Below are 12651 nucleotides of genomic sequence, written 5' to 3'. Positions count from 1 at the left end.
GGCACCTCCGTAGCTGGGGGGGGGGGGGCTCAATTCCCCGCCCGACGCACCCCCCCCACCCGTTGGCCCGCGCGCCACCCGCCGCGCGGAACTCCCTGACCACTCCCGGTCAGCGCCGGCGCGCCCCCCGACCGCGCCGCCCACCCGAACCGCGCCGCCCCCCGGAGCCGCTGCGCTGCTGCGCCGGGGCGACGGCAGCCCAGTGGTCCGGCCGGACGAACCCCTCGGGCAGCACGGTCGCCGCGTCGCCCCGTGCCGCGTCCACCTGCGCCTGGGTCAGGAACAGGCAGCCCGTCAGGTCGGCCCCGCGCAGATCCGCGTCCCGTAGGTCCGCGCCGATCACGTCCGCGCCCCGCAGGTCGGCGCCGGACAGGTCCGCGGCCACCAGCAGCGCCCCGCGCAGGCTCGCGCCCCGCAACCGCGCCCCCCGCAGCCGGGCCCCGAACAGATCAGCGCCCCGCAGCTCACGGCCGCGCTGCCCGGCCCGCACCGACTCGCTGGCCCGCAGCAACAACTCGCTGACCTCGTGCCGCAGCTCGGGCACGTCGAGCCGGAGGAGCACGTCCGCATCGGCGAAGGTGAGGGCCGTGACCCGCGCGCAGGCCGCGGCCAGCTCCTCCTGCACGGCGCGCGCCCCGGGGTGCCGTACGACCTCCTGGAGGTACCGCAGCAACTCGTGGAGCTGCCGCATGACCGGGAACACCGCGAACATCGGCCCCGCCACGGACCGGTCCGCGCGCCAGTCCCTGCCCCCGAACGTCACCTGGGACACCTGCTGCCCGGCGCCGGCACAGTCGAAGACCGTGCATCCGGTGTACCCGCTGCGTCGCAGGTCCCGGTGGATGCCGCAGCGGAAGTCCGCGCCCAGGTTGCCGCACGGCTTCCCGGCCGGCTTGTCCACCGCGAAGTCGGTCGACCTGGCGAAGGGCAGCGCCACGCAGCACAGCGCGAAGCAGCGCGCACAGTCCGCCCGCAGCTCCGGCGTCCCCACCGGCTCGGACGGCGCGGTGCGGGCGGGGGACGGAACTCCGGCTCCGGGGACGGCATCCCACCGGGACGACTCCACGCAACCCTCCTGAGCGCTCACGGGGGCGCCCACGAACGACGGTCGGCCCCGCCGCTCCCGGCGGACCCCTCCGGTACCCGCCCATTGTCCCCTCCGAAGACCGTGCGCGGTCCCCGCCCCCGGCCCCGCCGGCCCCTCACTCGAACGCCGTACCCGACACCACCACCCCACCCCCGGCGGCCCCGCGCCCCTCACGGGTGACCGTCCCGTACCGCGCCGGCGCGTCCGGGACGTCCGCCCTGCGGCGCCCCTCGATTGCTGGCAGGCTGGGGGCAGACCACGGGCCCCGCCGGTCCCGTGGACGGTGGCCGATCGTCAATCGCGGCGCCCCCCCCGTCAGGCCGGTCGCCGTTCGGCGACGTCCCCGGTGCGGGGCCACCGCTGGCGACCGGAGCCCCGGCGGACCTGCGACGGACCTGTGATGGACCTGCCATGGACGAGGAAACCCCGGCGAACGCCGAACAGCCCCTGACCACCGACGCCGTCTTCGGCGCTCCCTGCTGGGTGAGCCTGTTGGCCCGTGACCTCGGCGCGGCGCAGGAGTTCTACGGCCGTGTCTTCGGCTGGACGTTCCGCAAGGGACGCCTCGGCGACGACTTCAGCGTGGCGGTCAGCGCGGGGGTGCCCGTGGCGGGCATCGGCGCCCTCGCCTCCACGCTCCGGATGGCCGTGGCCTGGACGCCCTACTTCGCGGTGAGCGACGTCGACGTCACCGCCGCCCGCATCCGCGAGCGCAGCGGCACGGTCGCCGTGGGTCCCCTCTCCCTGGCCGGTGGCCGGGGCGCCCTCGCGGCCGACCGGGACGGCGCCGTCTTCGGGATCTGGGCCGGGAGCCTCTACGCGGGGTGGGACATCTGGCACAAGGACGCCCCCGCCTGGATCAGGCTGCGCACCCGCAACGCCTTCGACGCGGCCATCTTCTACGGGGAGGTCCTCGAATGGGCCTGCGACCGCCCCGGCTGCTGCGACGTCGGCTACGAACACGACGAGGTCGTGCTCCGCAGCGGCGGCCACCTCGTGGCCCGACTCAGCTCCGGCACCGCCGAATCGGCCGTCGACCCCGCGGTCCGCCCCCGCTGGCAGGTGTACTTCGCGGTCGCCGACGTCGAGACCTGCGTCCGGGCGGCCCTCGCCCACGGCGGGCAGGAGGTCGCCCGGGAGACGACCCCGTACGGCCCCGACGTGACGCTGCGGGACCCCGACGGCGGCCTGTTCACCGTCACCAGCGACGTCCCCCGCGAATGAGCCGCCGCACCGACCCCGGCGCCGCCCCCCGCGGCGGGCGCGTCCCCACCGCCGGGGCACGGTGACCGGTGGACGAGGGCTGGTGGCACCGCGAGATCATCGAACCGGGCAAGCTGCCGCTGCTGCTCGCCCTGGTGTCCTTCGTGCTCACCTTCGCCGTCACCCGGCTGGTGACCCGCATGATCCGCGCGGGGAAGGGCCCCTTCCGCAACGTCACCCCGGGCGGGCTGCACGTCCACCACGTGGTGCCCGGCATCGTCCTCATGGTCGTCGGCGGCTTCACCGCCATCGCCGGGGAGGGCCACGGCTTCGGCTCGGGCCTCGCCGCCGTCCTGTTCGGCGCGGGCACCGGGCTGGTGCTCGACGAGTTCGCGCTGGTCCTCTACCTCAGCGACGTGTACTGGACCAGCGAGGGGACCAAGAGCGTCGAGGTGGTCGTCATCACCGTGGCGCTCGCCTCGCTGCTGCTCCTCGGGTTCGCGCCGTTCGGCGTCAACGACCTCTCCGGCGAGGAGGTCCAGGACCGGGCGGGCGCCCTCCTCACCATCGCCGGGAACCTGCTCCTGTCGCTCGTCTCCCTGCTGAAGGGCAAGACGAGGATCGCGGTCCTCGGCGTCCTCGTCCCCTTCGTCGCCCTCGTCGGAGCCGTCCGGCTGGCCCGCCCCACCTCCCTGTGGGCCCGGCGCTGCTACCGGCACCGCCCGCGGGCCCGGGCCCGCGCCCGGACCCGGGCCTACCACCACGACCGCCGCTGGAGCGGGCTGAGCCGGCGGGTCACCTACCTGATCGGCGGCCGCCCCACTCCGAGCCTGCCCGGCCCGCCCCCGCACCGGCCTTAGGGCTCGCGGCCGATGCCGCCGGATCCGGTGCCGGTGAGGTCAGTGCCGCGGCACCGGACGGCCCGCGGGCGGAACCTCCTCGCCCGGCGGCACCGCACCCGGCGGGGTTCCGTCGCCGAAGGGCCGGCCGCCCAGCCGCTCCCGACCGTGCGGGGCGAGCCACCCGGTCAGATCGGGGCCCAGCGGCACGATCCCCGTCGGGTTCACCCCCGTGTGGACCTGGTAGTAGTGCCGCTTGATGTGATCGAAGTCGACCGTGTCCCCGAACCCCGGGGTCTGGTACAGGTCACGTGCGTAGGCCCAGAGCACCGGGTTCTCGGCGATCTTCCACAGATTGCACTTGAAGTGCCCGTGGTAGACGGGATCGAAGCGCACCAGGGTCGTGAACAGCCGGATGTCCGCCTCCGTGATCGACTCCCCGACCAGGTACCGCTGGTCCGACAGCCGCTCCGTCACACCGTCCAGCCGTCGGAACAGCGCACGGCACGCCTTCTCGTACGTCTCCTGGTCCGGTGCGAAACCGGAGCGGTACACCCCGTTGTTGACGTCCTGGTAGACGTCCTCCATCACGGTGTCGATCTCCTCCCGCAGCGCGACGGGATAGAGGTCCGGCGCGCCCTCGCGGTGCAGGGCCGTCCACTGGGTGGCGAAGTCCAGGGTGATCTGCTGGAAGTCGTTGGTGACGAGCTTCCCGCTCGGCACGTCCACGATCGCGGGCACGCTGACCCCGCCCGGATACCCGGTCTCCCGGGCGTCGTACGCCTCGCTGAGGTACCGGATGCCGAGCACCGGATCCCGGTCCTCGGGGTCGAGCGTGAACCGCCAACTGCGGTCGTCCTGGATCGGGTCCGTGATCGCCAGGGACAGCGCCGCCTCCAGCCCCAGCAGCCGCCGGGAGATCATGGTGCGGTTCGCCCACGGACAGGCCCGGCTCACCACCAGCCGGTAGCGTCCCGCCTCCACCGGCCAACCGTCCCGTCCGTCCGCGGTGATGCGGTCCGCGAAGTGGCTGCGCGAGCGTTTGAACGGCTTCTTGCCGTACGCGGCGTTGCTGCTCGCGGTGCCGTCCGCGGCGCCGTTGGTCGGGCTCATCAGACACGTTCCCCTCAGTCGTTCCCGTCCGGCGTCGTGCGACGCCGGACCCGTGTGGACCCGCACCGGGCGCCCGCACTTCAGGCCCGCGCCCCGGAAGGGGCGGGGGTCCGACGGGTCGTCGTCCAGGCCACCACCTCGTCCACGGTCCAAGTGTTGACGATCCGCTCCGCCGGCACCCCGCACTCCTCGGCGCGGGCACACCCGTAGGGCTGCCAGTCGAGCTGCCCCGGAGCGTGCGCGTCCGTGTCGACGGCGAAGAGCACCCCGGCCGCCACCGCACGGCGCAACAGCCGGCGCGGCGGATCGAGCCGCTCGGGACGGCAGTTGATCTCGACCGCGGTGCCCGTCTCGGCGCACGCGGCGAACACCGCGTCCGCGTCGAAGGAGGACTCGGGGCGGCCGGGATCGCCCAACAGCCGGCCCGTGCAGTGGCCGAGCACGTCGGAGCGCGGATCGCGCACCGCGGCCACCATCCGCCGGGTCATCGCCGCGGCGTCCATGCGCAGTTTCGAGTGCACCGACACCACGACCAGGTCCAGCTCGTCCAGCAACTCCGGTTCCTGGTCGAGCGAGCCGTCGTCCAGGACGTCGCACTCGATGCCCTTGAGCAGCCGGAACGGTGCCAGCGGCCCGGCCAGCGCGGCGAGGTCGGCGAGCTGGGCGCGCAGCCGCTCGGGCGACAGCCCGCGGGCCACCTTCAGTCGCGGCGAGTGGTCGGTGAGCACCGCCCAGTCATGGCCGAGCGCCGCCGCCGTACGCGCCATCTGCTCGACGGGGCTGCCGCCGTCCGACCAGTCGGAGTGCAGATGGCAGTCGCCGCGCAGCCGTCGCCGCAGTTCCCCGCCCCCCTCGGCGAGGGGGCCGCCGGACTCCTCCTCCACCCGTGCCAGGTACTCCGGAACCCGCCCCTGGAGCGCCTCCCGCACCACCTGTGCGGTCTTCGGGCCGATGCCCTTGACCTTGGCCAGCGACCCGGCCGACACCCGCTGGGACACCTCGTCCGCGGACAGTTCCGCCACCACTGCGGCCGCGGTGCGGAACGCCTTCGCCCGGTAGGCCGGGGCGAGCGAGCGCTCCAGCAGGAACGCGATGCGTTCCAGCGCCTCCACCGGCTCCATTGCGCCTCCCACCGCGACTCGCCCCCCCCGTGGCTCCAGCTTCACCCACCCGGTGGGCGCCCGCACGACGGCTCCGCGGCACCCGCGGTTCAGAGCCCCGGGGCGCCCCACAGCGCGAACCAGCGGGACAGGTCCGCCTCCACCCGCAGCTCGCCCGCCAGCGCCGCCCGCACCTGGAGCTCCAGGGCGTTGTCCCGCCGCTGTTCGGACAACGGCGCGAAGGGGTAGAACGTGCCCCGCTTGTACAGGTACACCAGCGCCAGCGGGCGTCCCCCGGCATCGCGGAAGCCGATCAGCGAGCAGAGGAGCTGGGGGCCGAAGCCGCCGTCCTGGAGGGTCGAGTTCACCGCGTGCAGATCGCTGACCAGGGCCGGAAGGTCGTCCGGGGCGCGTCGTGACACCAGCCACGAGTAGCCGAACGGGTCCCGGGCCGACTCCACGGGCGGGCCGGACCGTGCGGTGTCCGCGGCCAGCAGCTCCCGCACCTCCTGTGTGATCCGGGCGAACTCCGCGCCCTCGACGCTGGAGAAGCACACCGACCCCACCCCGGTGGGGGAGAAGCCGACCGCCGCACTCAGGGTGAGCGCCGCCCCGGGCACCGCGAACAGGTTGTCCAGGTCGGGCGGGACGGGACGGGTCCGGCCGAAGAGGGCGTCGAGGAACCGCACGGCGCTCAGCTCCGCTGTCCGGCGGCCGGACCGAGCTGCTCGGTGATCCGGGCCAACTGGTCCAACCGGGTCTCCAACGGGGGGTGCGTCGACAACAGCCGGGACAGCGTCCGGCTCGCCTCCCCGCTGATCGCGGGCGCGAAGTAGAACGCACTGAACGCCTGCGCGGTGCGCAGGTCCGAGGCGGGGATGCGCGCGATGTCTCCGGTCAGTTTGGTCAGCGCCGACGCCAGGGCCGAGGGGCGGCCGGTGAGCAGCGCGGCGGCCCGGTCGGCGGCCAGCTCCCGGTACCGGGACAGGGCTCTGATCAGCAGGAAGCTGATCGCGTACACGGCCGCGGACACCGCCACCACGGTGAGCACGACCACGAAGGTGTTCTGGTCGCCACGCCGCCGGCCGCCCAGCATCCCCGAGTAGAACGCGAACCGCACCGCGATGCCGGCGAGCACCCCCAGGAACGAGGCGACCGTGATCACCGCGACGTCCCGGTGCGCGATGTGCGATAGCTCGTGCGCGAGCACCCCCTCCAGTTCCTCGGGCTCCAGCCGTGCCGTGAGCCCCCGGGTCACGCAGACCACCGCGTGGTTGGCGTTGCGGCCGGTCGCGAACGCGTTGGGCAGGTCCAGGTCCGAGACCGCGACCTCGGGTTTCGGCATGTCCGCCGTGGCGCACAGCCGGTCGACGACGCCGTGCAGCCGGGGTTCCTCGGCGGGCGTCACGATCCGTCCGTGCATGGCGTACAGCGCGATCCGGTCGGAGAACCAGTACTGCGCCCACAGGGCTCCCGCCGCGATCACCACGACCAGGACCCACGACTTCAGCAGGACGATCAGCACTCCCACGAAGACGACGTACAGCAGACCGAGCAGGAACAGCGTCAGCCCCATGCGCGCGGTCAGACGTCGATCGGGTGCGAAGCGGCTCCGCATGGGCCACCTCCCCGTCGTTCGGGCGATGTACCCGACCTTCGGGCCGGGTACCTCCATGGTCCGTCATCGGCCGCCCGAAGGACAGCGGCGCAGGGGACCCGCCCCCGGGCTGGGGCGGACCTACCGCCCGTCGCCCCCGTCGCGCTCCCGCACCACGTCCTCGGGCCGCTTGTCGTCGCGCAGGCCCACGAACCGGGGGTGGCGCAGCATGCCGTCCCGGGTCCACTCCGCGAACTCCACCTGCGCCACCAGCTGCGGCGACACCCACCGGGGACGCCGCTCGGCCACCGGCCCGGCGAACGGCGGGCCGGTCACCCGCAGCCCCTCCAGCCGGGCCCGCAGCTCGACGAGGGTCCGGTGCGCGAATCCGGTGCCCACCTTCCCCGCGTACCGCAGTTCCCCGGCCGCGTAAGTGCCGAGCAGTAGCGCCCCGAAGCCCTCCCGGCCCCCCGCGGGCTCGGTGAATCCACCGATGACGAACTCCTGGCCGTGGCCGCACTTGAGCTTCAGCCAATCGGCCGACCTGCGCGGTTGGTAGCGGCTGTCGGCGCGCTTGGCGATCAGCCCCTCCCAGCCGCGGGCGCAGGCCTCGGCGAGCAGCGTGGCACCCCCTTGGTTGCGGTGCGGAGTGAACCGCAACGGCGGCCGGTAGACCAGGGCCCGGCGCAGCAGCGACTTGCGCGCCCGCAGCGGCAGCCCGGTGGTGTCGGCCCCGGCGAGCCGCAGCAGGTCGAAGGCGCAGTAGGTGACGCGCACCCCGCTCGCCGCGACCTCGGCCGGGCGGGTGAGGCCCATCCGTTGCTGGAGCAGCCCGAAGTCGGTCCGGCCACCGGCGTACGCCACGATCTCGCCGTCGACGGTGAAGTCGGTACGTTCCTGGGCCGCGAGCGCGGTGACGACCTCCGGGTAGGTGTCGTCGACCCGGCGTCCGCTGCGGGACAGCAGGGTGACGCCGCCGGCCTCCCGCACGGCCAGCACCCGCACGCCGTCGAGCTTCCGTTCGAAGACCCACTGCGCGGAGAACGTGCGGCGTTCGCTGAGCGTGGCCAGCATCGGCCGCGCGGCCAGCTCCCGGCCGGGGCGGGCCACGGTCAGCAGCCGCACCTGCTCGGGCGGCAGTGAGCTGAGCAGTTCGCTTCCGTCGGGCACGGGCGGACTCCTTGCGCCGGGGCTCGGCCTCCCGCCCTCAGCATGGCGCGGTGCGCGGACCGGCGCACGGCCGCACCCGGGCTACCGGGTCCGGGCCTCGATGACGTGCATCCCGGGCGCGGAGGCGAGCGGGAGCGTCCGCACGTGGCGGTACCCTGCCGCGTCCAGCAGCCCGGCGTACTCGGCCCCGGTGCGCTCGCGCCCGCCCAGACCGAACAGCATCACCAGGTCCAAGGAGGTGGCCAGGTCATCACCCGGCCGTTCGGGGAGGACCGCCTCCACGAGGAGCAGCCGCCCCTGTCCGTCGTCCTGCGCCGCCCGACAGTTGCGCAGGATCCGAAGGGACTGCTCGTCGTCCCAGTCGTGCAGGATCCAGGAGAGCAGGAGGGTGTCGGCACCGGGCACGGCGGTGAAGAAGTCGCCGGACAGCACGTGCGTGCGGTGGCCGAGGCCGACCTCGGCCAGGGCGGCCCGGGCGGGCTCCGCCAGCTGGGGCAGGTCGAAGACCGTTGCGGTGGCCTCCGGGGTGCGGGCGAGGACCTCGGCGACCAGGGTGCCGAGGCCGCCGCCGACGTCCGTGAGGGTGCCGGCGTCCGTGAAGTCGTAGGCGGTGGCCACCGCACGGGCCGTGCGGCGGGTGAAGGAGGCCATGGCGGTGTGGAAGACCTCGTTGTCCTCCGGGTGGGCGGCCAGGTGACCGAAGTACGTGTTCCCGAACCGCTCCTCGAAGGAGGGCCGCCCCGTTCGGAGGCTGACCATCGGGTCGTCGAACATCCGGAAGGTCACCCGGTACATCAGCCGGAACCAGGGGCGCAGGGTGTCCGGATGGTCCGACTCCAGCAGGTGGCTGGTCTCGGTGGGCAGGTAGCGGCCCTGGTCGTCCAGACCGAGCGCGCCGACGGCGACCAGCGGACGCAACTGCCGGAGCAGGGCGTCGGGTCGGGTGCCGGTGGCCGTGGCGAGTTCGGCCAGGGGCGTCGGGCCCTGGGCGACCAGGTCCGGTATCCCGAGTTCCGCCGCGGTCTGGAGCGCCCGGTCCGCGACGAACCCCCAGGACTCGTGGATCAGCCGGTCGACGGCGGTGGCGGGGGAGGGGACGACGGCAGTCACGTGGCGTTCTCCGGGGGAGGGGCGGGCGGGGCACACCGGACCGGGCGGTCCCGGGGCCTGCTGCGCCTTCCCCGGTGAACGCACGGTTGCCGCACGGGGTGTGGGGCCCCGTGCACCGGCTCACGATGATCATGACGGACCCGGGGCGGGGGCACCAGCCCCGTGCGGGAGCCACGCGCAACGTGTCCATGCCGGTCGCGAGTTGGCCTCCGACCCGGTTCCCTCGTGTTCTTCGTCCCGGTCCCGCCGCGGGAGGGACGTCACGCCGTGGGTACGGTGCCCGACACCTGGCGCAGGAACGCGGCGTTGGACGCCGTTCCGCGCATCCGGTCGAGCAGGGTCTCCAGGGCGCTGCGCCCGTCCCGGCCGAGGAACGCCCGACGCATGCCCTGAACGACCGTCAGTTCCCGTGGAGAAACAAGGAGTTCGTCCTTACGGGTGCCCGAAGCGGTGATGTCGACGGCCGGGTACACCCGCTTGTCCGCGAGGTCGCGGCTGAGCCGTAGCTCCATGTTGCCGGTGCTCTTCAACTCCTCGAAGTAGTAGTCGTCCGCCCGCGATCCGGTACCGACGAGCACGGTGGCGAGGATCGTGAGGGAACCGCCCTCCTCGGCGTGGCGCGCGGCGCCGAACAGCCGCTTCGGTCCGGTGAGGGCCGTCACGTCGACCCCGCCGCTCAGGGTGCGCCCGCCGGCCTCGGCCGCGTTGTTGTGCGCCCGGCACAGCCGGGTCAGCGAATCCAGCAGGAGGACGACGTCCTTGCCCTGTTCGACCAGGCGTTTGGCCCGTTCCACGGCGAGGTCCGCGAGCGCGATGTGGTCCTTGGCGGGCCGGTCGAAGGTGGATGCGTACACCTCGCCGCGCACGGCGCGCCGCAGATCGGTGACCTCTTCGGGCCGTTCGTCGACGAGTACGACCATGAGGACGCAGTCGGGGTGGTTGCGGGTGACGGCGTCGGCGAGTTGCTGGAGCAGGACGGTCTTGCCGCTCTTGGGCGGGGCCACGATCAGACCGCGCTGGCCCTTGCCCATCGGGGCGATGAGGTCGGTGACCCGCAGGGTGAGCGGACCGCCGGGGTGTTCCATCCGCAGCCGGTCCCGCGGGTACAGCGGAGTGAGGTCGCGAAAGTGCGGGCGCGCGTCCGAGCAGCCGGCGGGCAGTCCGCCGACGAGGTCCACCCGGGTCAGTACCCGGCGTCGGCCGCGCGGGGTGTCGACGGCCTGACCGGCCACGCTGTCCCCCGGGCGCAGCCCGAACTCGCGGACCAGGGCGGCACAGACCTGGGGGTCGCGGGGGGTGGACGCGAGAGCGGGGCCGCGCAGGAAACCGTGTCCCTGCGGGGACAGTTCCAGGACTCCGGACACCGGCGTCAGGACGTCGGGGTCGGCGTCGGCGCTGTGGACGGGGCGTTCGAGGGCGAGGGTCATGGGGTTTCCGGTCCTTTCACGGACTGCCGCTTCACGGCGGCGGGGGAGCAGGGCATGGCAGGGGAGGGGAAGGGCCCGGTGGGCCCGGCGAGGGCATCGCGGCCCGTCGGAACCTCCGCGCGGGCCGGGAAGGGCCCGGATGGCCGGAGGAACGGCCACGACGTCGTGCGTAGGAGCACCGGTCGATCGGGAAACGACGGAGCCCGACGGCGCCGATCGGTGCGGAAGGCGATGCGTGCTGAGCGGGAGACCCCGAGAGGGGACTGAAGATGAGGTGACACGGGCGCCGGATTCGGCGTACACACGTGCCTCCCTCACGCTAACACAGCCCGCTGGACGAGTCAGGGGCGCAGCGGTGCTGAAGTGGGGGCGCGCGGAGCGAAAGGCGCATCCGAACCCGAGGTAGCTGTTTCGTGCGCCGTGGGCGTGGCTGGTTCCGCAACCGTGCGGAACCCCCAGAGGATTGACGACGTCCGGCAGACCGGAAGGTCATCTTCCGCAAGGTCATCTTCCGCGTCGTTCCGGCCCGTTGGCGGCCGCACGGCGCACCGACGGAGAGGCACCCCTTGAGATCGAGATCCACGGCGCAGGCCCACGGCCGTCCCGCCGGCCCGCGCCCACCGCAGCACGCGAGCGGTCCGCGCCGTTCCGGCTCACTGCCGGGTCGGAGCCCCGGCGCCCCGCGGGCCGCACACCGGGCCGTCGTTCCTCTGCTCGTCGTGACCCTGACGGTCGGCTTGCTGGCGGCCGGTGCGTTCACCGGAGGCGTCCGTGCCGCCGCGGCGGCCCCCGCCGCGCTGCCCACCGGCCTCGTCCACCTCCAGAACCTGGTGACGGGGAACCAGCCTGCCGCCGACGGGTCCGGACGGACCGTCATGGTCAATCCGCCCCAGGGCGGTGAGGACCACCAGCAGTGGCGGCTGGAGACGACCGGCAGCGGCAACGTCCAGATCAAGAACTCCGACTGGCCCACCCTCTGCCTGGGCCGCCGGGGCACGTCCGACCTCACCACCCTGCGGGACTGCGGAGCCGACACCGAGTGGCGGTTCACCCCGCTCGCCGGCGACCGGTACCGGATCACCGAGCCCGCCGCCGGTGTGCACCTCGCCGACCTGGGCAGCGCCTTCGCGCTCGCCCCGGGCGCGGGCAACGAGGCGACCTGGTTCGTCACTCCGATCGCCCCCGCGACCTCGCCGGCCGCCGTGACCGCGCTGAACCGGTACGCCCACCGCGGCGAGACGCCGGGGCACGGGGTGCCCACCCGACCCCAGTGGCGCGTTCCCCGACTCGCCGTGATGCCGCTCGGTGACTCCATCACCCAGGGCGTCGGCAGCTCCACGGGCAACGGCTACCGGGCCGAACTGCGGGAGGCGCTCCACCGGCACGCCACCACGGTCGACTTCGTCGGGTCGCTCCGGCACGGCACCCACGCCGACGCCGAACACGAGGGCCACTCGGGATTCCGGATCGACCAGATCGCCGCCGGCATCGGCCCCTGGCTGCTCGCCGCCCGACCGAACGTGGTCACCCTGCACCTCGGGTCCAACGACATCAACCGGGACTACCACGTCGCGGGGGCGCCCGCGCGCCTCGCCGAACTGATCGACCAGATCCTCACGGCCGCACCGGACGTCACCGTGCTGGTCGCCCCGATCGTCCCCAACAGCAGGGCGGGCGCCCAGCCGCGGGTGGACGCCTTCAACCGTGCGCTGCCCCGGATCGTCGGCGAGCGCCGCCTCAAGGGCCACAAGGTCAGGCTGGTCGACTTCGGTGCGCTGGACAACGCGGACCTCGCCGACGGGCTGCACCCCAACGACAGCGGCTACCAGAAGATGGCCGACGCCTTCTACGCCGGGCTGACGGGCGCCGCCCAGGAGAACCTGATCACCGAGAACGTCCCCGTCCATCCGGTGCCCCCGACCTAGGGTCTCCACGGCGACCACGACGTCGACCTGGACGGCGACGGCAAGGCGGATCAACACGACGGCCGGGCCCGCGTCACCCG

Annotated in this window: 11 protein-coding genes; 3 read left to right on the top strand and 8 right to left on the bottom strand. The window is 73.8% G+C overall.

The window, feature by feature from the left end; translation table 11 throughout:
- Positions 1 to 109 precede the first annotated feature (109 nt).
- Positions 110 to 1066 carry a pentapeptide repeat-containing protein gene (locus ACFWIA_RS07135; protein WP_387001214.1) on the bottom strand — a complete coding sequence of 319 codons (957 nt, stop codon included), beginning with the start codon at positions 1064 to 1066 and terminating at the stop codon, positions 110 to 112.
- A 432-nt stretch (positions 1067 to 1498) separates the two neighbouring features.
- On the opposite strand from ACFWIA_RS07135, the gene ACFWIA_RS07130 reads away from it, so the two are divergent.
- The gene (locus ACFWIA_RS07130) at positions 1499 to 2311 is read left to right on the top strand and encodes a VOC family protein (RefSeq protein WP_385495851.1); all 813 of its coding nucleotides are present in this window, start codon (positions 1499 to 1501) and stop codon (positions 2309 to 2311) included.
- Positions 2312 to 2379: 68 nt separating this feature from the next.
- Positions 2380 to 3150, top strand: a complete 771-nt coding sequence (locus ACFWIA_RS07125) for a hypothetical protein (protein WP_387001212.1) — start codon at positions 2380 to 2382, stop codon at positions 3148 to 3150.
- 39 nt (positions 3151 to 3189) lie between these two features.
- Here the strand turns inward: ACFWIA_RS07125 and ACFWIA_RS07120 are convergent, their stop codons facing one another.
- From ACFWIA_RS07120 to rho, 7 genes are all read right to left on the bottom strand, one after another.
- Complete coding sequence (locus ACFWIA_RS07120; protein ID WP_387001210.1) at positions 3190 to 4242, bottom strand: glutathione S-transferase family protein; 1053 nt, start codon at positions 4240 to 4242, stop codon at positions 3190 to 3192.
- A gap of 80 nt (positions 4243 to 4322) precedes the next feature.
- A complete protein-coding gene (locus tag ACFWIA_RS07115; protein ID WP_387001208.1) occupies positions 4323 to 5363 on the bottom strand; it encodes a PHP domain-containing protein in 1041 nt (346 codons plus the stop codon).
- A gap of 89 nt (positions 5364 to 5452) precedes the next feature.
- Positions 5453 to 6031: a hypothetical protein gene (locus tag ACFWIA_RS07110; protein ID WP_387001206.1), complete on the bottom strand. Its 579-nt coding sequence runs from the start codon at positions 6029 to 6031 to the stop codon at positions 5453 to 5455.
- Positions 6032 to 6036: 5 nt separating this feature from the next.
- Complete coding sequence (htpX, locus tag ACFWIA_RS07105; protein WP_387001204.1) at positions 6037 to 6960, bottom strand: zinc metalloprotease HtpX; 924 nt, start codon at positions 6958 to 6960, stop codon at positions 6037 to 6039.
- 120 nt (positions 6961 to 7080) lie between these two features.
- Positions 7081 to 8109, bottom strand: coding sequence for a non-homologous end-joining DNA ligase (ligD, locus tag ACFWIA_RS07100; RefSeq protein ID WP_387001202.1), 1029 nt, complete (start codon positions 8107 to 8109; stop codon positions 7081 to 7083).
- A gap of 81 nt (positions 8110 to 8190) precedes the next feature.
- On the bottom strand, positions 8191 to 9219 hold the full coding sequence (locus tag ACFWIA_RS07095) for a methyltransferase (RefSeq protein ID WP_387001201.1): 1029 nt from the start codon (positions 9217 to 9219) through the stop codon (positions 8191 to 8193).
- A 260-nt stretch (positions 9220 to 9479) separates the two neighbouring features.
- Complete coding sequence (gene rho, locus ACFWIA_RS07090) at positions 9480 to 10646, bottom strand: transcription termination factor Rho (RefSeq protein ID WP_387001198.1); 1167 nt, start codon at positions 10644 to 10646, stop codon at positions 9480 to 9482.
- A gap of 719 nt (positions 10647 to 11365) precedes the next feature.
- Between rho and ACFWIA_RS07085 the strand changes: the two genes are divergently transcribed.
- A complete protein-coding gene (locus tag ACFWIA_RS07085) occupies positions 11366 to 12571 on the top strand; it encodes a GDSL-type esterase/lipase family protein (RefSeq protein ID WP_387001196.1) in 1206 nt (401 codons plus the stop codon).
- Positions 12572 to 12651 lie beyond the last annotated feature (80 nt).

The sequence above is a fragment of the Streptomyces sp. NPDC127068 genome (genome assembly GCF_042724695.1).
In the GTDB taxonomy this organism is placed as follows: Bacteria; Actinomycetota; Actinomycetes; order Streptomycetales; family Streptomycetaceae; genus Streptomyces.
This window is presented reverse-complemented; position numbering and strand designations above follow the sequence as displayed.